The following is a 20,770-nucleotide window of genomic DNA, read 5'->3' as shown; positions in this document are numbered from 1 at the left end:
ACCATTCAGGAATGAGGACCAGCCTTACCGTGCTGACCGCCGCGCTTGCTGCGGCGCTGCCGGCGCACGCCGAATCCACCGCCGGATATGAGGAAGCGGCCATCACGATCACCGCTGCACGTTCGGACCGCGATTTGAAAAATCTCAACACGCCAGCGCTCGGCGTCGGCATCGGCAGCGACCAGATCGGCGCCATCAACGCCGCGAACGTCGAGGATACGCTGCGTTACGCGCCCAATCTGATCGTGCGAAAGCGCTATATTGGTGACCCCAACGCCACCCTGTCATTCCGAAACATGCACACCAGTCAGACGCCGCGCGCCCTGGTGACGGTTGACGGCTTCCTGATTTCCGATTTCCTCGGCGCCAGCTTCGATACCGCGCCCAAATGGGCGGTGTTGGCACCGGATGACGTGGCGCGGGCGGAGATCATCTATGGCCCCACCTCGGCGCGCTATTCAGGCAATTCGCTGGGCGGCACGCTGCGCCTCGATACGCGTGGAATCCGCGAAGAGTCGGTGCGGCTGAATGCACAAGGCATCTTCCAGAACTACAAATACTACGCCACGAACGAGGATCTGTTCGGCTACGCGCTGGATGGGCAGGTCGATCTGGTCCTTGGGAATCGCGGTGGTATCAGCGCCGGTTACCGCCATTTCGAAAATGAGGGTCAGCCCCAGCAGTGGCGTACCGCGGCGCCAGGCACGCCGCTCGCCGAGCAGGCGATTGTCGATACGGAACTTGGATTTCCGCTGCGTATCGCTGCGCAGGATTCGGTGGTAGACAGCCGCGAGGACCAAATTCGCCTGCGAGGCAATTTCGATCTTACAGACGGCTGGACCATCCGCAGCCTCGCGGCGCTGCTCCTTGACGAGGAGGATGCCGCTGATCCGGTAAGTTTCCTGACCGGTGCCGACGGGGCACCGAGCTTCGTGGGTGTAGCCGGCGTAACGCGCGGTCTGTCGGAAACGAGCGAACTTCTTACCGGCATCGGTGCGGCGGGCGCGCTTGCAGGCTGGTCGCTGGATCTGACACTCAGCCATTATACCGCGCTGCGCGACTGGACGCGGAGCAGCGATCCGGTCGATCTCGAGACCGGCCTGTTCCCGGATCGGGGATTTACTACGGACGCCAATGCGGACTGGACAAACATGGAGGTGGTCGCCGAGCGGCGACTCGGCGCGCACGCCGTTGCTGCCGGCCTGTCCTACATGGGCTATGACGGCGATGCGGTAACCGCCGATACCGCGCTTTGGCGTGGGAGCGGCGCCGGTGCGGTGCGCACGGCCTCAGGCGGGGAGACCCGTCTTCTTGGCATCTTCGCGGAGGATGCGGTCAATCTTGCGCCCTGGGCCAGCCTGACGGCTGGTCTGCGTTACGAACATTGGCGCGCCAGCGAGGGTTTTCTGGTTAGTCGGGACGACCGGGTCGACTACGCGCCGCGCACGGAAGACGCTCTGTCACCAAAGCTCGCTCTCAGCATTAACCCCCCGGAAGCGGGAACAGAGATCGTGCTTTCCGCTGCCTGGGCAACCCGGTTCCCCACGATCGGCGAGCTCTACCAGGCGGGCCTCATCTCCTACGGCCCGGACGTGGGCGAGCTCGATCTGGGCGGGTTCGACCCCAGCCTCCGCCCCGAACGCGGTCTCGACCTGCAACTCACCGGCTCTCGCCGTTTCGGCAACGTGGAACTGACGCTCAGTGGTTACCGGCAGCGCGTCGAGGACACGCTGTTCTCGCAGACGATCCTGGTGCCCGGCCCTGACGACCCGAATATGCCGGTCAGCCAATCACTCGTCACCAATATCGGCGAGACACGCACCTGGGGCGCCGATATCATCCTGGCGGCAGAGGATATCTTTCTAGACGGGCTGGCGCTCGACGCGAATATTTCGCGGATCGACGCGAAGATCACTAGAAACCCACTGAACCCTGCGCTGGTCGGCAATCGATTTCCGCGCGTGCCGGAATGGCGCGCGAACGCCTCCCTGCGCTACGCCGTTTCCCGCGCGCTGGACTTGGCGGCCAATGTGCGTCACCAGGACACGCCGGAACGCAATATCGAAAACAATGCCAGTTCGCGCTGCGACACCTTCTACTGCGTGTCGCCCTTTACCTTCGTCGACTTGAAGGCGAGGATTCATTTCAAGCGGTTCGACATCGACCTGGGCGTCGACAACCTGCTGGATGAAAAGGCGTTCGTGTTCCATCCCTATCCGGGGCGTACCTTCGTCGCGGGCCTGCGCTGGACGGGAGGGCTGTGATGTCGAACGCCCCAGGCCACTCGGCGCGTCAGGAGCGCTGGTACCGTACCATCTGGCGCTGGCATTTCTATGCAGGGCTTTTCACCGTGCCCTTCATCCTATGGCTGTCGCTGACAGGGGGTCTTTATCTCTTCAGACCGCAGATAGAGGCGCTGCTCGATCAGCCGTATACCGAGCTCGTTCGCGAGACAGAGGCGCTTCCGCCTGCACGTCTGGCCGCGGCAGCGGTCAGTGCCGTGCCCGGTTCCGTGCTGCACCGCTATATACTGCCGCAGCAGTCCGGTGACGCCCGGCAGATCGTGGTCGGCACCGGCGCGTCGGAAACCCGGGTCTACATCCACCCGAAAACCGCGGCTGTCCTGAAGACGATAGGCGAAGAGGACCGCCTGATGCGTATCGTATTCCGCCTGCACGGTGAGTTGATGGCCGGGCGCTGGGGCTCGATGCTGGTGGAGCTGGCGGCAAGCTGGGCCATTCTCATGATCTTGACCGGCCTCTTCCTTTGGTGGCCGCGAACGGAACGGAAGAACGGCAAGAATGGGCGCGGTGGACGACTTGCCGGGGTGTTCTACCCGCGCCTTGGCGGCGGCCGCCGGCGCGTTTGGCGCGACCTTCATGCCGTAACAGGCCTCTGGGTGTCGCTTTTCGCACTGATCCTGATTTTTTCTGGATTGCCCTGGGCAAAGAACTGGGGTGACTATCTGCGCGAGGTTCGGGCCCTGACGGGCACGGCCGCAGCGCAGCAGGACTGGTCGGCCGGCAGCGCGGCCGATGCCCACGCCCGCGCAGCCTTGGACGAGAATGTGCGCCTTCACATGGCCGGACATGAAGGTCATGGCGGCGTGCAGGAAAGCGCCAACGCGCCCGCAGCCTCTTTGCCTGCCCTCAATCGCGTTGTGCTCAGCGCCAAAGCACTCTCCATGCCCGGACCGGTCGAACTCTCGCCGCCCACGAGCTTTGCCGGTATTTGGACGGTACGCGGCATAAGTGCGAATCGGCCGCAGCGTGCCACTGCCGAAATCGACGGCCGTACGGGCGCGGTAATCGGGCGCGAGGGCTTTGAGGACCGGCACTGGATCGACCGCGTCGTGGGCTACGGCATCGCCGCCCATGAAGGGGCGCTGTTCGGCATCGCCAATCAACTTCTCGCGCTGGCGGTGCTCCTCGGACTCGTCACCCTGTCGCTGTCCAGCCTCGTTCTTTGGTGGCGGCGGCGGCCGGCCGGCCGGCTCGGGGCACCGCCGCCGCAGGGTGCGCTAGGACGAAGCTGGCCGCTAGCGGCCGCCATTGTGCTGCTCGCCCTCATCGTTCCGCTGTTCGGCATCAGCCTCGCATTGGTAATCCTGGCGGAGAAGGTCTGGCTGGCACGGGTGCCGCGCTTCGCAGCCTATCTGGGTTTGCGAGGTTAGGATGCCCGCGGGCGGCTCAGAGTGCGGCAGAAATCGCCCGCAGGGTTTGCGGTGGCTTACCCTTCGGTGCAGTTCTGGGAGAAATTAGAGAATATGCGCGGGTTTCCAGCGGGACTGCCGAACAACAACACTCATGACCTGAGTTCGGCGCGGCGCTAGGTCCCATGCCGTGACGCTCTCCAACCCGCCTGCGCCCCGACCCCTCACCCGCGCCAGCATCTTTGCGCAGGCTTGGCCGATCATGCTTGGGCAGGCTTCGATCCCGCTGGTGGGTGTCGTGGATGCCACGGTGATCGGGCGCACGGGCGACGCGGCGGCCTTGGCGGGGGTGGCGCTGGGGGCGACGGTCATCGGGCTCGTTTTCTGGAGCTTTGGCTTCCTGCGCATGGGGATGACGGGCCTGACCGCTCAGGCCGAGGGTGCTGGAGACGGCTCCGAGGTCGAGGCGCTGCTGCTGCGCGCGCTGCTGATCGGCGGGATGATCGGCCTGGTGCTATTCGCCCTGCATTTGCCGATCATCTGGCTCGCCTTCAAAGTGCTGGCGGGCGGCGAGGCGGTGACACTGGAGGCGAAAGCTTACGTTCAGGCGCGCTTCCTCGGCGCGCCTGCCGCGCTTTGTGTGTTCGCACTGAACGGGTGGCTGCTCGGCCTCGGCCGCACACGCTCCGCGCTGATGCTCCAAGTGGTGATGAACATTGCCAACATCGCGCTCGACCTGCTGTTCGTATGGGGTTTCGACATGGGGGCGCGCGGCGTTGGACTGGGCACTGCGGCAGCGGAGTGGATCGCGCTTACGACTGGCTTGGTGATCGCTGGCCGCGTTGCAGGCGCCAGTGCGGCGGGCGGGGTGCCCGCTATCTTGCGCCGTACCTCTTGGAACAAGATCGTTGAGCGGGCGGCGCTCGTCCGCCTCTTCGCCGTCAATCGCGACATCATGATCCGCACGTTGGCGCTGCTGTTCATGTTCACCTGGTTCGCGAACGCCGGAGCGCGTCTCGGCGCTGAAGCCCTGGCGGCCAATCACGTGCTGCTCCAGTTCATCAACATGGCCGCGTTCGTGCTCGATGCCTTCGCATTCACCGCCGAATCGCGCGTGGGAAACGCCATAGGCTCACAATCGCGTGCCCAGTTCATGCGGGCCGTGCGACTGACTGGAGAGTTCTCGCTGGGCGCAGGAGTGGGGCTCGCTGCGTTGTTCTTTGCGATCGGCGATCCCGTGATCGCCTTCATCACCACCGATGCAGAGGTGCGTGCGACTGCTCAGAAGCTCCTGCCGTTCGCCGCGCTTGTTCCCCTGCTGGGAATGCCGAGCTGGCTGCTGGACGGAGTTTTTATCGGCGCGACGCAAGGGCGTGCACTGCGCAACGCCGGAGTGTTAGCCGCCATTGGCTACATCGCGCTCGACACCGCGCTGCGGCCGCTGGACAATATGGGGGTGTGGATGGCGATCTCGGCCAGCTATCTGCTGCGCGCCGGATCGCTTGCCTGCTACATCCCAGCCTTGCTGCGCACCTTCGACCGGCGCAGCGATCCGTCCGGCGATCCCGCCCCCGCTGGCGTGCCGCCGCGCGTTTAGCCGGCTTGCGGATCGTACGGGGCCGCGACGACCCCTCCCCGACGGATGGGGGAACGCCTATCTCTTGTCCGTCATGCCCTTCGCGCTCGTTCATCATCCCGATTATGTCGCGCCGCTGCCGGCGGGCAGTTCCTTCCCGATGAACAAGTACGCGCTGCTGCTAACCGCGCTGGATGATTATGGCGCGGATTATGAGGTGGTGGAGCCTTTGCCCATGCCGCCCGTCTGGATCGCCGCCGTGCACGAGCCGGACTATGTTGAAGCCGTGCTGACGCAGACGGTCTCCAGAGATGTTCAGCGGCGCATCGGGTTTCCGGTGACGGAGCGTGTGGCGCGGCGATCCTCTCTTTCGACCGGCGGCACCTATCTGGCCGCGAAGATTGCGCTCGCCGGCGGCTTCGCGGCGAACGGCGCCGGGGGGAGCCATCATGCGCTGCCGGCAACAGGCGCGGGTTACTGCGTCTTCAATGATCTTGCCGTGGCGGCGAACCGGCTGATCGCGGAGGGGCTCGCGGGACGCATCATGATCATCGATTTGGATGTGCATCAGGGCGACGGCACGGCGGTGATGCTGGCGGGACGACCGGAAATCTTCACCTACTCGGCGCATGCGGAGCGGAATTTTCCCGTTCGCAAGGCGCGCTCCACGCTCGACGTTCCGCTGCCGGACGGTCTGGGGGACACCGGCTATCTCGACATGCTCGACCGCACGCTGGCACCGGCATTTCAGGAGTTCGCGCCGGACCTCGTTCTTTATCAGGCGGGTGTCGATCCTTATGAGGGGGACAGGCTGGGCCGTCTGGCGCTCAGCGATCCGGGCCTCATTGCGCGCGATGTCTATGTTCGCGACCTGTGCGCGGCCGCCGGCGTCCCGCTGGCAAGCGTTCTTGGCGGCGGCTATGCCGCAGATAGCGGACGCATGGAGCTGGCGCGGCGACATGCACGCTCCGTCATGACACTGGCCGGGATCGCGGTTGATGCTTACCCAGGCAGCGAAACTATTCGGGACGGCAGCAAAAGTTTCTTTGCCGCCGGCACCGCAGGCTCCTAGGTTTGCACGGAAGACATGCAAGAAGTGAAATGATGGCGACGAAACTCAAGGACCAGACGGCAGCGGCAAGCGAGCGGGAGGCGGTGACCGTGCGCTTTGCGGGCGATTCCGGAGACGGGATGCAGCTGACCGGCGGTCAGTTCACCCAGTCGACCGCGCTTGCCGGCAGCGACCTGGCGACCTTTCCCGACTTTCCGGCGGAAATTCGCGCGCCGCAGGGTACGACCTTCGGCGTCAGCGCCTTTCAGATCAATTTCGGCTCCGAGGCGATCGAGACCGCGGGCGATGCGCCCGACATTCTGATCGCCATGAATCCGGCGGCGCTGAAGACGAACCTGTCCGCGCTGAAACCCGGCGGTCTGATCATCGCGGATACGGGCGAGTTCGGCCCCCGTAACCTGAAGAAGGCGGGCTATGAGGAGAACCCGCTGGAGACGGACGAGTTGAAGGATTACCAGCTCGTGGCCTTCGACATCAGCGCGCAGACGCTGGAGAGCGTCAAGGAATTCGGCCTGGGCAACAAGGAGGCGCTGCGCTCCAAGAACATGTGGACGCTGGGCCTCGTCCTCTGGATGTTCGACCGCGACCGGCAGCCGATCCGCGACTGGCTGCATTCAAAATTCGCGAAAAATCTGGACATCGCACTCGCCAACGAGGCGGCGCTGAACGCCGGCCACGCTTACGGCGAAACGGCGGAGATCGCGCAGGGCCTCGGCCGCTATCATGTCGGTGCGGCGGAGGTGGAGCCGGGCCTTTACCGCACGGTGACCGGCGGCGAGGCGCTGTCGCTGGGCCTCGTTGCGGGCGCAAGCCTTGTGGACCTGCCGCTGTTCTTCGGGTCTTATCCCATCACGCCGGCCTCGCCGCTTCTCCACACCCTGTCGCGGCTGAAGGAATTCGGCGTGACGACGTTCCAGGCGGAGGACGAGATCGCCGCGATCTGCGCCTCCATCGGCGCGTCCTATGCCGGCCAGCTGGGTGTCACCTCCTCGTCGGGTCCGGGCATCGCGCTGAAGGGCGAGGCGATGGGCCTTGCCGTGATGACCGAACTGCCGCTCGTCATCGTCAATTCGCAGCGCGGTGGCCCTTCCACCGGCCTGCCGACGAAGACCGAGCAGTCCGATCTTTATCAGGCGCTTTACGGCCGCAACGGCGATGCGCCGATGCCCGTCATCGCCGCGCGCTCGCCCGTCGATGCCTTCGATTGTGCCATCGAGGCGTGCCGGATTGCGGTCGAATATATGACCCCCGTCATGCTGCTGACCGACGGCTATATCGGCAATGCCGCCGAACCGTGGCGCGTGCCCGCCATCGAAAGCTACGAGCGGCGACCGGCGACCCATTATGCGGGCGAGGCGGTCAGCCCGTACAAGCGCGACGAGAAACTCGCCCGCGTCTGGATCAAGCCCGGAACCCCCGGCCTGATGCACCGTATCGGCGGCATTGAGAAGAACGCCGATACCGGCAATATCGATTATGCGCCGGCCAATCACCAGAAGATGACGGACATTCGCCAGGCCAAGATAAACGGCGTGGCGGACACGATTCCGGATCAGGGTTTCGAGCTTGGCGGACCGGATGACGATCTGGTCGTGGTCGGCTGGGGCTCCACCTATGGCCCCATCCATCAGGCGGTGAAGCGGGCGCGGCGGGGCGGCGCGAAGGTCGCACAGGTCCACATCCGCCATCTGTGGCCGATGCCGAAGAACCTGGGGCCGCTGCTGAAGGACTTCGACAGGATTCTGGTGCCTGAAATGAATACCGGGCAGCTGAAAACCGTACTGCGCGACCAGTTCCTCGTCGATGCGAAGCCCCTCAACAAGGTGTCCGGCCAGCCCTTCAAGATCGCCGAGATCGGGAACGCTATCGAGGAGGCCCTTTCTTAATCGCGCGTTCCGGTTTGGCCGGATCACGCGTTCAGGGAACACGATTATGAACGATATGACCCCCACCAAGCTGAAGGCGGCGGATTTCGCGACGGATCAGGAGGTGCGCTGGTGCCCCGGTTGCGGCGACTATGCGATCCTGAAGGGCGTCCAGCGGACCATGGCCGAGATGGGCGCGACGCCGGAAAACACCGTCTTCATCTCCGGTATCGGCTGCTCCTCCCGCTTCCCCTATTATATGGAAACCTATGGGTTTCACACGATCCACGGCCGCGCGCCGGCGATCGCGACGGGGGTGAAGCTGGCCAATCCCGACCTCGACGTGTGGATCGTCACGGGTGACGGCGACGGTCTGTCGATCGGCGGCAATCACATGATGCACCTTCTGCGCCGCAATCTCGATTGCCAGGTTCTCCTGTTCAACAACGAGATTTACGGGCTGACCAAGGGCCAATATTCGCCTACCAGCCGCGTCGGCACGCGCAGCCCATCGACGCCCTATGGCTCGGTCGACGCTCCGGCGGAACCCTGCGCCTTCGCCCTTGGCTCGGGCGCCCGTTTCCTGGCGCGCTGCATCGACACCGCGCAAAAGCAGATGCCGGACATTCTGAAACGCGCGCACGCGCACAAGGGCGCAAGTTTCGTCGAGCTTTATCAGAACTGCATCGTCTACAATGACGATGTGTTCGGGGCGTTCACGGACAAGAAGGAAAGCGCCCATACGCAGATCTGGCTGCAGCACGGCGAGCCGATGCTGTTCGCGAACGGCGAGAAGGGCATCGCGCTCGATACCGAAACGTTGGCGCTGAAGGTCGTCGATGTGAAGGACGGCGACTGGCAGGCGGCCGGCGTTCGGGTGCATGATGAACGGAACAAGGTCATGGCCGGGCTTCTGATTGCGATGCGCGTGCCCGATTTTCCCGTCGCGCTTGGCGTCATCTACGAAAATCCGGCGCCCAGTTTCGAGCAGGACGTGCGCACGCAGAATGTCGAGGCGTCGAAGGGCAAGGTCGTAGACCTTGAGGCGCTGATCAAAAAAGGCCAGACGTGGGAAGTGAACCAGAAAAAGCTTCGAGAGGTCTGATCCCGGACGGTTACGGAAACCCCAGTTTCCGGGCCGAAGGGATTTGCCTGACCCATTCCCGCGACCGTGCCGCGCCTCGCCCCGACGATCATCGCCATTTTCGTGGCCGTGGCCGGCTTTGTCGCCGCGTGGTTTCTGTATCACGCCGAAGAGGACGCCGCCCGCTCCCGCTTTCAAATGCAGGCAAGCGAGGTGTCCGACCGCATCGATCTGCGCATGAAGGAGCATCTGACGCTGCTGGCGGCCGCACGCGGGTTGTTCACCAGCACAGATGACGAGATCACGCGCGCCGAATTCCGCGCCTTCGTTGCCGCGCTGGATACGGAAGATGTCTATAAGGGGATTCAGGGTATCGGATTTGCCCGGCTGATCCCGGCAACGCAGGTCGGCGAAAGCAGGATCGAGGCAGACCTTGCCGCGCACTATGGCATCCGGCGCACGGTTTGGCCCGCAACGGATGCGGACCGGCGCACCGTCATCACGCTGCTCGAGCCGAACGACGAGCGCAACAACGCCGCCCTCGGCTATGACATGATGAGCCAGCCCGTTCGCCGCGCCGCCATTCTCGATGCGCTGGCGAGCGGTGCGCCGCAGGCCAGCGGGCCGGTCGAACTGGTGCAGGAAATCACCTCCCGAAAGCAGACGGGCTTTCTGATCTATCTGCCGGTGTACCAAGGAACGGGAACGCCCTTTTCTCTCGATCCGAGCGGGGAGGCGCTTGGCTTCGTCTATGCGCCCTTCCGCGCCGGAGACCTGTTTTCCGCCGCGCTCGGCGATGCGGCCGATGCCCCCGTCCGCGTCACCGCCGTCGATGTCGTCGCGCCGAGCATCCCGCTCTATGAGAGCACGCTTCGCACGCAGCGGTCCGGCTTTCGCACTCAGACGGTTATCGACGTGGCCGGCCGACGCTGGCGCCTGACGCTGGAGCAGACGCCATTCGCGACGCGGTCGAAGGCGGGACTTTACGCCTCGGCCGTGGTCACGCTGACGCTGATCCTGGCGTTCGCGCTGTGGCTTCTGACATGGTCGCTGATGCGCTCGGCGGCACAGAACCGCGAACTTGCCAGCCTGAGCGCGCGCCGCGCCGAGGAGAAGGATTTCCTGCTGCGCGAAATGAGCCACAGGGTGAAGAATTCCATCGCCCGCATCGTCGCCATCGCAGACCAGACCGTACGAAGTTCGCCGGACCTGGCGACGTTCGAACAGTCCTTTTCCGCCCGGCTGCAGGCGATGGCGGCGGCGCAGGATACGCTGACGCGGGCGAACATGCAGGGCGCGCCGCTGCGAAAATTGTTGCTTCGCGAGCTGGAGCAGGTGTTCGGTACGGGCGGGGCGGACCTTCTCGTCGACGGGCCGGATGTCGTTATCAACGAGAAGGCGACGCAGGCGCTGGGCCTGATCTTTCATGAACTGGCTACCAACACGCTGAAATACGGCAACCATGCCGAGGGTTTTTATGTATCATGGCGCATCGAGGAGGATACCGAACCCCGGCTGTGCCTGGACTGGGTGGAGGGCAAGACGGCAATCGCCGCGCCGCCGGCGCGCAGGGGTTTCGGAACCCGCCTCATCGACATGAGCGTGCGCGCGGAACTGCGCGGCACGCTTGAGCGAAGCTACGATCAGGGGTTTTCCGTGCGCATGTGCTTTCCGCTGCACCTGAATACCGAACTGCCGGACGCGAGCGGGGGAAACCCCGTGCCCGCTGCGTAAATCCATGCGATGCTGCAGGTGATGAGGGCGCCCTCACCAACCGAGCCGTCGGTGCTCATGTCGGACGTCGCTGCCGGTGACGACGAAGCCTTTCGTGCGCTGACGCAGGTGCTCTACGCTCCGGCGCTCGGCACGGCGATGAAGGTGCTGGGGAACCGGGCGGAGGCAGAGGACGCAGTGCAGACTGCGCTCGTGAAACTGTGGCGGACCGCAGCGCGGTTCGACCCGGAAAAGGCGAAGGTCGAAACCTGGTTTCGGCGGATCGTCATCAACGCCTGCATCGATCGCAAGCGGGCGTTGAAGCCGGTGGATCCGATCGACGAGGCCTACGACCTCGAATCGGAAGCCCCCGGGCCGGAAGCGGAAACGGCCGGCATGATGCGCGATGCGCGTATCGGCGCGGCCGTCATGGAGTTGCCGACACGCCAGCGGGCGGCGATCACGCTGTTCTACGGCGACGGCGCGACGATGAACGAGATTGCCGAGGCGCTGGAAACGACGCCGAAGGCGGTAGAGGGCCTCCTGGCAAGGGCGCGGGCGGACCTCGCAAAGCGGCTGGAGCCGCTGAAAGAGGAGTTAGAGGCATGATCGGCGGCAAGGGTGAGACCGGACGGGCGGCAAACGATCAGGACATGATCGACGTGCTGCTGCGCGAATGGGCTTCGAACCGGGACGTGGCCGTTCCGCCTGGCGCCGCTTTGGCGGCAGCCGATGCAGCGCTGGCGGAGGCGCGGATAACGCCGGCGAGCCAGCGGCGCTGGTTTCCGGCCGCGGTGTTCGGCGGCAGTGTCGCCGCAGCGCTTGCCGGAGTCCTCGTCCTGACGCCGGGCACTGTTCCCGAATCGGCTTCGCCGTCCGGCGAAGTCGTTGCCCTGTCCCCTGGCATTGGCGAGCCGCAGCAATTCGCGTCCGCCCTGCCGGAAACCGGTCTGGTCGCACCGTCTGCGGGCGAAGCGGCGATGCCCGTGGCGTCCGGAAATTCCGGAACGCAACTTGCCGCGAGCGATTTTGGACCGGCGACCGCGCCGCCGCTGGACGAGACGTTTCCCAGCTTCGACGCGCCGCCCGATGACTTGTTGATGACCAGCCACGTCTTCACGACACGGCCGGACGAGGAGCTGATCTACTGATGCTTGCCGCTCGACAGACATTTCCGAAATTTCTCGTCGGCGCCGCGCTTGCGCTCGGCACGGCGGTCCCTGCGGCGTCGCAAACACCGTTCGGCGGCCTGTCGTCTGAGGGACGGGCACGGCTTGCGGCTGCCATGGCGCGGGAGGAACAACCAGCGCTGAACGCTGCGATCATGAAGGCCCGCGCCAAGGTTCTGGATCTGCTTTCCGCCGAAGAACTGGATGCCGATGCAATTGCAGATGCGCAGAAGGAGGAGCGCCGTCTGGTGATGCAGGAGCATGCCCGCGCTCATGCGCGCATGCTGGATGCGTACAAGGGTTTGTCGGCCGGCGACCGTCAGGCCTTCGCCGCGGCCGTGAAGATGCGGGAGGCGCGCATCCGCATGGAAATGTCGCGTGCACGGGACCGCATGGAAAAGCTCGACCAGCTGATGGAATACCAGGCGCAGCGCATGGCGCAGATCCGCGCGCAGCAGCGGCGCGGTGCCAGCCAGCAGGTGTCTGAAGACCGTTAGGCGCGCCAGCCGGTCTGGCGCTCGATCTCTGCCCACATCAGGTCGCAGGCGCGCAAGGCGACCGGGCCGGGCCGGGCCTCGCCCACGGGCGCGCCGTCAAGCGTCACCACCGGCATGACCGGGGAGGATGTCGAGGTGAGGAAAATCTCCTTCGCGGCGCGCAGATCGTCGAGCGTGAAGGTCGCTTCCCGAACTGGCAGTCCGGATTGCCCGAACAGTTCCAGAAGCCGGCGCCGCTTCGATCCCGGCAGAACCGCGTTCGACAGGGGCCGGGTGGTCGCCGCTCCATCCGCGCCCACCATCCAGACCGTTGTCGAAGCCCCCTCCGTCACCGTACCGTCGCGGTCGATCAGAATTGCCTCATAGGCGCCCGCTTCCTTGGCTGCCTGCTTCGCCAGCACGTTCGGGAGCAGCGAGACCGATTTCACATCCCGCCGGGCCCAGCGTTCGTCGCCGGCGCTGATCGCGGCGACGCCGGACCGCTGCTGCACAGGCCGCCCACGATAATCAAAGGGCCGGACCGTCATCACAAGACCAGCCTTCGCGCCGACCGGAAAGGCATGCTCCCGCCGCGCGGCGCCGCGCGTCACCTGCAGGTAGAGCATGCCATCGGACACGCGATTCGCCGCGATCAGCCGCCTTGCCGAAACGGTCAGGGCCGCATCGGACATGGGCGCGGGGATTGCGAGCGTGCCGAGGCTGCGCGACAGGCGTTCCAGATGCAGCGACCAATCGAACAGATGTCCGCCGAAGATCGACGCGACTTCGTACACCCCGTCCGAAAACAGGAATGCGCGGTCGTCGATGGAAATCGCGGCGCGGCTGGCGGGCAGCATGCGACCATTTACATAGGCTAGACGGGGCAACCCATTCCTCCGGCGCTGTGTTGAATCGGCGACGAATAGGGGAAAACATGACGACGATCATCTGGTTTCGTGAGGATTTGCGGCTATCCGACCAGGCAGCGGTACGAGCCGCGGCGGAGGACGGACCGGTCGTGCCGGTCTACGTTCTCGACGATACGTCTCCCGGCAAGTGGAAGATGGGCGGTGCACAGCGTTGGTGGCTGCATCACAGCTTGAAGAGCCTTTCCGAAAGTCTGCGGGAAAAGGGGCTTCGCCTCATTCTTCTGAAGGGGGAGGCGTCCGTGAAGATCGGCGCACTTGCCGACAAGCTTGGCATCGAGCGCGTACATGCGGTGCAGCATTACGAACCCTGGTGGAAGGCGCAGGAGGAGAAGCTGAGCAATCGGCTGGAGCTTTGCCTGCATCCCGGCCGGCTGCTGGCGCCGCCCGGCTCCGTCACAACGAAATCCGGCGATCCCTACAAGATCTACACGCCGTTCTGGCGCTCCTTGCAGGGCATCATGCCGCCGCCGGAACCGGTGAGGCGGCCCCGGACCATGCAGGCACCGGACGAGTGGCCCGGTTTCGATGAACTTGACGATTGGAATCTGCTGCCGAAAGATCCCGATTGGGCCGGCGGATTCGACTTCTGGACCCCGGGCGAGCACGGTGCCCGGTCGCGCGCGCATAATTTTGCCGACGAGGTGGAGGATTATAACGAGGGGCGCAATCTCCCCTCCCGGGAACTGACCAGCCGCCTGAGCCCGCATCTGCACATGGGCGAAATCTCGCCTGCGGATGTCTGGCATATCGTTTCGAAGAACCGCCAGTGGCAGACGGTCGAACCGTTCCTTTCGGAGCTGGCCTGGCGCGACTTCTCGACCCAGGTCATCGACATGTTCCCGGACTATGGCGACACGTCCGGCCGGGATCACTTCAGGAACATGGAATGGACCGACCACCGGGAGGGGGAGGGCCGCGAGGCGCTGAGGGCGTGGCAGCGTGGCCGGACAGGCTATCCGATCGTCGATGCGGGCATGCGGGAGCTTTGGGCGACCGGCTGGATGCACAACCGCGTGCGCATGATCGCCGCGCAATTCCTGATCAAGCACCTGCTGATCGACTGGCGAGAGGGCGAGCGCTGGTTCTGGGATACGCTCGTCGATGCCGACTATGGCAACAATTCGCAGAACTGGCAGTGGAGTGCGGGTTCGGGAATTGATTCGCATCCCTTTTACCGGATGATGAACCCGAAAACCCAGTCCCCCAAATGGGACGCAGCGGACTATATTCGCGAATGGGTGCCGGAGCTGAAAGATCTGCCCGACGGTGCCATCCACGTGCCGTGGGAAGCGGATGAGGGGGCGCTGGAGGCGGCAGGCGTGACGCTGGGCGATACCTATCCGGAACCGATCGTCGAGCACCGCGCCGCGCGTGAGCGGGCGCTCGGTGCCTATCGAAAGGCCAAGAGCTGACGGCGGCCTGCCGGGCCGCCCCGCCCACCGGCCGCCAGGACTGATCCGTCAGAAGCGAATTTCGCCAGTCACGAAAACGCGGCGCGGATCGCCGTAAAATCCTGTCAGCGTCCCCTCCTGCCCCAGGGTCGATGTGATCGGGCCGCCATAGGGCGCGTTCACGAAGTTATAGCCCGACACCAGATAGCGCTCATCCGTCAGGTTCTTGCCGTAGACGCCGATCCGGAACATCTCGTCCGGCGAGATCCAGCTGATATTGGCGTCGATGAGAACATAACCATCCTGATCGAGGAAGCGGTTCGGCTGCTCGAACTGGCTGGTGTCGCTGCGCAGCGCCGCCTGCGATCCCAGCATCAGCATGCCGCCGCCGACGGGAACGCCCAGATCGCCGCGAACGCTGGCCGTGTAGTCGGGCGTGTTCTGGAAGACGCGCTGATCCGCGACATCATTGCCGAACGCATCGATGAACTGGTCGTACTCCGCATCGATGTAACCGAAGCTGAGGCCGACATCGAAGGTGGAGCCGTCGCCGGCGAAGTCCCGGCCTGCGCGAATCGTGCTTTCCAGCTCGATGCCCTTGATGGTGGCGGCGCCGGCATTGGTGGTCACGCCGGCGAACGTATCGTTGATGCCGTCGCCGTTGGTGTCCGCGCCGACGGAGCCGGGAATCTGCACGTCCGTATAGTCGGCATAAAAACCGGCGAGATTGAAGCTGAGGCGGTTGTCGAGCAGCGAGGCCTTCCAGCCCAGCTCGTAGCTGTCCACCTTTTCGGGTGCGAAGCGGATGAAGTCGAACACCTCCTCGTCCGACACCGTGCCGTCGCCGTCGAGATCCGGGGCAAGTGTGGTCTGACCGCGCGGGTCGAAGCCGCCGCCCTTGAAGCCCTTCGAATAGGTGGCGTAGAAATTGTGGTTCTCGTTCGGCTGGTAGCTGAGCGACACGCGCGGCGTGAACTCCTTGAACGTCTCCTTGCCGGTGAAATCGGAGGTGACGGCGAATGGGACGCCATTTCCGCCGAAATAATCCGAAAATCCGCCCGCCAGCGACTGTCGGCGTACCACTGATTCGCGCGTGTCCCAAGTGTAGCGGCCGCCGACGGACAGGCTGAGCCGTTCGGTCAAATCGTAGGTGAAGTCGCCGAAGATCGCGACGGTTTCGGTATCGACATCGCCGAAGGTCTGCGCGTTCAGACCGGGAACACCGATGATCTGCCCGGTCGTATCGAGCAGCGTATCGAAAATTGTGAGGGCGTTTGCACGCAAATAATAGGCCCCGATCAGGCCGGCGAGCGTGCCGTCATCGTAAAGAAGCTGGAATTCCTCGGAAAACTGGTCGTTGTTGTAGATGGCGGGCACGTCGACATCGGCAGCCGGCAGCGAGTCGAAATCGATCGGCGTCGTCGAGCTATCTTCTCGGTAGGCGAGGATGTTGCGCAGCTTCAGCGCGCTCGACACATCAGCCTCCACCGTCAGCGCGCCGCCATAGGCCTCCACCTCCTGCTGAATGTTGGAAAGCCCGGCGCGGGTGTCGAACTCATCGTCCAGAACGGGCGCGCCCGATACCAGGCCGGGAATCAGCCTGTGGCCCTGACGCGGATCGCTATTGTCCTTCACATAATCGCCGGACAGGCGGATGAAGATGGCGTCGCCAGCCTCCGCCTCCAGCGTGGCGCGGGCGGCCCACAGATCCTTGTTGTAATTCTCGACGCCGTCCTGAACCAGATTGTCGCCGAAACCGCCGCGGCTGAGCCGTGCGCCCGATGCGCCCAGCCTGATCGTGTCCGTCAGGGGCACGGACCCGGTCAGGACGAGATCGGCCTGATCATAGCTGCCATAGGTGCCGCGGGCCTTGAACTCCATGTCAGTGGGCAGCCGCCGCGTCACATATTTGATAGCCCCGCCGATGGTGTTGCGGCCGTAAAGCGTGCCCTGCGGCCCGCGCAGCACCTCGATCCGCTCCACGTCATAAACGTCGAGGACGGCAGCCTGCGGCCGGTTCAGATAGACATCGTCGACATAGACGCCGACGCCTTGTTCGAAGCCGGCGACCGGATCCTGCTGGCCGACGCCGCGGATGAAGGCGGTCAGCGTCGTATTCGTGCCGCGCGACACTTCCAGCGTCACGTTGGGAACCGTCTGGCTGAGTTCCGTCAGGTCCTGCACGCCCTGATCCTGCAACTGCTGACCGCTGAGGGAGGTGACGGAAATCGGCACGTCGAGCAGGCGTTCCGCGCGGCGGCGCGCTGTGACGACGATGATGTCCTGCGGAGCGGAAGCGTCATTCGCCTCCTCGCGCGGTTGCTGGCTGTCGGCGAGGATTTCCTGATTCGTCGGACGGGCCGGATCGGGCTGGGCGGACTGCGCGGCCGCAGGGGCGGCCAAGGCCAACGCCGCGGCGCCGAGCGCCAGTTCGTGACGGAGTTTAAGCATGAAACGATCCCCCCTTCGCATGTCATCCGCGCCGCTTCCGGACGCTTGATGCGCTTATCAGTACTGAAAGTTGAACCAGCTTTCAACTTTGTTTAGGGTCCGGCCAGCGATCAGGGGAACGACATGGCCAGAACGGGGCGTCCGGGGACGGCCGGCGACGGGAAAACGAACAAAACGGCAGCCGAATCGGTTTCCGCTGCGGAGCGGGAGACGGGCAGGAACCCCGCCGCGACGGAGCCCGCCCGCCGTCCTAGGACCGCGCGGGGCGAACGCACCCGGCGCGCACTTCTCGATGCCGCGAAGACCGAGTTCGGGGAGCAGGGATTTCAAGGGGCGTCGATCACCTCCATCACGCGCAGGGCCGGTACCGCGCTCGGCAGCTTCTATACCTATTTCGAATCGAAGGATTCGATCTTCCGGGCCGTTGTGAACGACATGAGCGCGGCGGTGGCCGGACAGGCGCGCTCCTCATTGGCCGGGGTGGAGGGCGGTGTCGCGCGGGAGCAGGCTGCGCTGTCGGCGTTCCTGCGCTTCGTTCGCGAGCATAAGGAGGTTTACCGGATCATCGACGAGGCGGAATTCGTCGATGCCGCTGCCTACCGCGCTCATTACGAGACGACGGCGGGGCGCATTGCCGAACGGCTGCGCGCCGGTGCCGCGACCGGGGACCTGAAACCCGGCATCGGGGAGCTTCAGGCCTGGGCGATCATGGGTATGAACGTATTTCTCGGCCTGCGCTATGCCGTCTGGTCGGACGAGATGGGCGCCGAAGAGATTGCCGACATGGCAAGCGATCTTCTGGCCAACGGCATCGCCGCCCGCAAGGACCCCCGCGAGGCGGACTAGCTAGTCGCCGATCGCCATCATGTTCGGCTGGCCGTTGGATGCGCTGAGACCGCCATCGACGGGTAACACGACACCTGTGACGAAGCCGGCATCCTCCGATGCGAGGAACAGGACGGGGCCGGCAATATCCTCCGGTTCGCCGGGGCGCCTCAGCGCGATGCGATCGCGAAAGCGGGCCAGCAGCTTGTCATTGTCGAATATGCCTTCGCTCATGTCGCTGCGCGTGGTCGTCGGCGCGACGGCGTTAACACGGACGCCCTTCACGCCGAGTTCCAGCGCGAGGGCGCGCGTCAGGTTGGAAACCGCTCCCTTCGAGGCGGCATAGAGCGCCATGCCCCAGTCGCCGCCAAGGCCCGATACGCTGGACGTGTTGACGATGCTGCCGCCGCTCTTTTCCAGGTGCGGGACCGCCGCGCGGGCCAGATAGATCAGCGCCTTGACGTTGATGTCGAGCAGCTTGTCGATGTCCGCATCCTCCAGTTCCGTAACGGGACCGTTAACGGCAACGCCGGCGTTACAGACCAGGCAATCGAGTCCGCCGAAATGATCGGCGGCTGTATCGATCAAGTTCGCTGCGAAGACGGGATCGGACACATCCCCCGCGCAGATAAGGGTGCGGTCCGCGTCAAGATCGGCCGCAACCGACTCCAGATCGTTCCGGCTGCGGCTGTTCAGGACGACATTCGCGCCGGAGGCTGCGAAGCGGCGGGCGATCGCCGCTCCAATGCCGCTTGACGATCCCGTCACAATGACGCTTTTGCCGCTGAAATCGCGCATGGATGGGTTCTCCTGGTCGGGTTTGCATTCGAGCCGTCAACGAGCGCCTGCACGCTTGGGTCCTCTTGCCAGCGCGCAGGCGTGCCGATAGGGCGCTTATCCAAACGAACACAAACCTCTTTATAGGGACCGTACATATGAGCGACGTCGCCGAACGCGTTAAGAAGATCGTTGTCGAACATCTGGGCGTGGAGCCCGAGAAGGTGACCGAAGAGGCCAGCTTCATCGACGATCTGGGTGCGGACAGCCTCGACACGGTCGAGCTGGTCATGGCATTCGAGGAGGAATTCGGGGTCGAGATCCCGGACGACGCCGCCGAGAAGATCCTGACCGTCCGCGATGCGATCAACTATATCAAGGAACACAAGGGCGACGCCTGAGACTGACTCCATCAGTCCAGACTTCCCGGATATCCGGTTCCAGGCGGCGGTCCTTCCGGACGGGAGGGGCCGCCGCTTTCCTGTCGAATACCTGCCTTTGCGCCTGTGGGGAGACCTGAACAATGCGCCGTGTCGTTGTAACCGGACTTGGCCTCGTGACGCCGCTTGGCGCCGACGTCGAGACCAGCTGGAAGAACATCCTGGCCTCCAAATCCGGCGCGGGGCGCATTACGCGCTTCGATCCGGCCGATCAGGTCTGCCAGATCGCCTGCGAGGTGAAGATGGACGGGTCGGACATGGCGCTCGACCTGTCGAAGCGCGTGGATCACAAGATCCAGCGCCAGGTCGACCTGTTCATCCAGTTCGGGATCGATGCGGCCGGCCAGGCCATGGAAGATGCCGGCCTGACCGATTTGTCCGATGAGGAAAGGCTGCGCGCCGGCTGCTCCATCGGGTCGGGCATCGGCGGCCTGCCCGGTATCGAGAAGGAATCCATCGTCCTGCACGAACGCGGACCCCGCCGGGTCAGCCCGCACTTCGTGCATGGGCGGCTGATCAACCTCGTGTCCGGCCAGGTTTCCATCAAATATGGCCTGCAGGGTCCGAACCACGCGGTCGTGACGGCCTGTTCGACGGGCGCGCACTCGATCGGGGACGCAGCGCGCATGATCATGCTGGACGATGCCGACATCATGGTCGCCGGCGGCGCGGAAAGCGCGATCTGCCCGCTGGGCATCGCCGGCTTCTCTCAGGCGAAGGCGCTGTCGACCCGCAATGACGAGCCGGAAAGAGCGAGCCGTCCGTACGATATCGGCCGCGACGGGTTCGTCATGGGCGAGGGCGCGGGGATCGTCGTTCTGGAGGAGTATGAGCGCGCCAAGAAGCGTGGCGCGACGATCTATGGCGAAGTCGTCGGCTACGGCCTGACCGGCGATGCCTATCACGTCACTGCCCCGCACGAGGACGGCTCCGGCGGCTTCCGGTCCATGAAGAATGCGCTGGCGCGTGCCGGCGTGGACCCTGCCGACATCGATTACATCAACGCGCACGGCACCTCCACGCCGCTGGGCGACGAGATCGAGCTGAACGCGGTCCGCCGCCTGTTCGGCAGCGCGCTCGACACCACCTCCATGTCCTCGACGAAGAGCGCCATTGGGCATCTTTTGGGCGGCGCGGGCGCGGTGGAGGCGATCTTCTGCCTGCTGGCGATGCGCGATCAGGTTGCGCCGCCGACCATCAATCTCGACAATCCGTCGGAGGGCTGCAAGGGCGTCGACCTCGTCCCGAACGTGCCCAAGGAGCGGGAGATTCGCGCCTGCCTGAACAACAGCTTCGGATTTGGCGGTACGAACGCGTCGCTGGTTCTGAAGAAGGTCTAAGCGGCATGGC

General features: G+C 64.6%; 17 protein-coding genes. 14 read left to right on the top strand and 3 right to left on the bottom strand.

Annotation, left to right across the window (positions count from 1 at the left end):
* The first annotated feature begins 11 nt into the window (after nt 1-11).
* From C725_RS04465 to C725_RS04420, 10 genes are all read left to right on the top strand, one after another.
* Nucleotides 12-2,264 (top strand): TonB-dependent receptor, encoded by a 2,253-nt coding sequence (locus C725_RS04465; protein ID WP_051051216.1) that lies wholly within the window; start codon nt 12-14, stop codon nt 2,262-2,264.
* The gene (locus C725_RS04460) at nt 2,264-3,673 is read left to right on the top strand and encodes a PepSY-associated TM helix domain-containing protein (RefSeq protein WP_008600427.1); all 1,410 of its coding nucleotides are present in this window, start codon (nt 2,264-2,266) and stop codon (nt 3,671-3,673) included. Before C725_RS04465 ends, C725_RS04460 begins: the two co-directional genes overlap by 1 nt.
* Before the next feature lie 169 nt (nt 3,674-3,842).
* A complete protein-coding gene (locus C725_RS04455; protein WP_243442691.1) occupies nt 3,843-5,249 on the top strand; it encodes an MATE family efflux transporter in 1,407 nt (468 codons plus the stop codon).
* A 73-nt stretch (nt 5,250-5,322) separates the two neighbouring features.
* On the top strand, nt 5,323-6,300 hold the full coding sequence (locus tag C725_RS04450) for a histone deacetylase family protein (RefSeq protein ID WP_038281459.1): 978 nt from the start codon (nt 5,323-5,325) through the stop codon (nt 6,298-6,300).
* Between the two features lie 29 nt (nt 6,301-6,329).
* Nucleotides 6,330-8,186, top strand: a complete 1,857-nt coding sequence (locus C725_RS04445) for a 2-oxoacid:acceptor oxidoreductase subunit alpha (protein ID WP_008600424.1) — start codon at nt 6,330-6,332, stop codon at nt 8,184-8,186.
* Between the two features lie 46 nt (nt 8,187-8,232).
* Nucleotides 8,233-9,270, top strand: coding sequence for a 2-oxoacid:ferredoxin oxidoreductase subunit beta (locus C725_RS04440; RefSeq protein WP_008600423.1), 1,038 nt, complete (start codon nt 8,233-8,235; stop codon nt 9,268-9,270).
* 66 nt (nt 9,271-9,336) lie between these two features.
* Nucleotides 9,337-10,983, top strand: coding sequence for a CHASE domain-containing protein (locus C725_RS04435; protein ID WP_008600422.1), 1,647 nt, complete (start codon nt 9,337-9,339; stop codon nt 10,981-10,983).
* Nucleotides 10,984-11,040: 57 nt separating this feature from the next.
* On the top strand, nt 11,041-11,571 hold the full coding sequence (locus C725_RS04430; RefSeq protein WP_243442700.1) for a sigma-70 family RNA polymerase sigma factor: 531 nt from the start codon (nt 11,041-11,043) through the stop codon (nt 11,569-11,571).
* Entirely contained in the window at nt 11,568-12,113 is a 546-nt protein-coding gene (locus C725_RS04425; protein WP_008600420.1) for a hypothetical protein, read from the top strand. Before C725_RS04430 ends, C725_RS04425 begins: the two co-directional genes overlap by 4 nt.
* Entirely contained in the window at nt 12,113-12,628 is a 516-nt protein-coding gene (locus C725_RS04420; RefSeq protein WP_008600419.1) for a hypothetical protein, read from the top strand. The genes C725_RS04425 and C725_RS04420 overlap by 1 nt, the downstream gene beginning before the upstream one ends.
* Here C725_RS04420 and C725_RS04415 read toward each other — a convergent pair.
* Nucleotides 12,625-13,494: a D-amino-acid transaminase gene (locus C725_RS04415; protein WP_038281457.1), complete on the bottom strand. Its 870-nt coding sequence runs from the start codon at nt 13,492-13,494 to the stop codon at nt 12,625-12,627. The genes C725_RS04420 and C725_RS04415 overlap by 4 nt on opposite strands.
* A 47-nt stretch (nt 13,495-13,541) precedes the next feature.
* On the opposite strand from C725_RS04415, the gene C725_RS04410 reads away from it, so the two are divergent.
* A complete protein-coding gene (locus tag C725_RS04410; protein ID WP_008600417.1) occupies nt 13,542-14,948 on the top strand; it encodes a cryptochrome/photolyase family protein in 1,407 nt (468 codons plus the stop codon).
* Between the two features lie 48 nt (nt 14,949-14,996).
* Here C725_RS04410 and C725_RS04405 read toward each other — a convergent pair whose 3' ends face one another.
* Nucleotides 14,997-17,378 (bottom strand): TonB-dependent receptor, encoded by a 2,382-nt coding sequence (locus C725_RS04405; protein ID WP_008600416.1) that lies wholly within the window; start codon nt 17,376-17,378, stop codon nt 14,997-14,999.
* Nucleotides 17,379-17,501: 123 nt separating this feature from the next.
* On the opposite strand from C725_RS04405, the gene C725_RS04400 reads away from it, so the two are divergent.
* The gene (locus C725_RS04400) at nt 17,502-18,224 is read left to right on the top strand and encodes a TetR/AcrR family transcriptional regulator (RefSeq protein WP_008600413.1); all 723 of its coding nucleotides are present in this window, start codon (nt 17,502-17,504) and stop codon (nt 18,222-18,224) included.
* Here the strand turns inward: C725_RS04400 and budC are convergent, their stop codons facing one another.
* Nucleotides 18,225-19,001, bottom strand: a complete 777-nt coding sequence (budC, locus tag C725_RS04395; RefSeq protein ID WP_008600412.1) for a meso-2,3-butanediol dehydrogenase — start codon at nt 18,999-19,001, stop codon at nt 18,225-18,227. It lies immediately after the preceding gene.
* Nucleotides 19,002-19,138: 137 nt separating this feature from the next.
* Between budC and C725_RS04390 the strand changes: the two genes are divergently transcribed.
* Together C725_RS04390 and fabF are read left to right on the top strand one after the other, a co-directional pair.
* Nucleotides 19,139-19,381: an acyl carrier protein gene (locus tag C725_RS04390; protein ID WP_008600411.1), complete on the top strand. Its 243-nt coding sequence runs from the start codon at nt 19,139-19,141 to the stop codon at nt 19,379-19,381.
* 122 nt (nt 19,382-19,503) lie between these two features.
* A complete protein-coding gene (fabF, locus tag C725_RS04385; protein ID WP_008600408.1) occupies nt 19,504-20,760 on the top strand; it encodes a beta-ketoacyl-ACP synthase II in 1,257 nt (418 codons plus the stop codon).
* The last annotated feature ends 10 nt before the right edge of the window (nt 20,761-20,770 follow it).

The sequence above is a fragment of the Pacificimonas flava genome (genome assembly GCF_000342165.1).
Classification (GTDB): Bacteria; Pseudomonadota; Alphaproteobacteria; order Sphingomonadales; family Sphingomonadaceae; genus Pacificimonas; species Pacificimonas flava.
The sequence above is the reverse complement of the archived record's forward strand: the minus strand, read 5'-3'. Positions and strand labels throughout refer to the sequence as shown.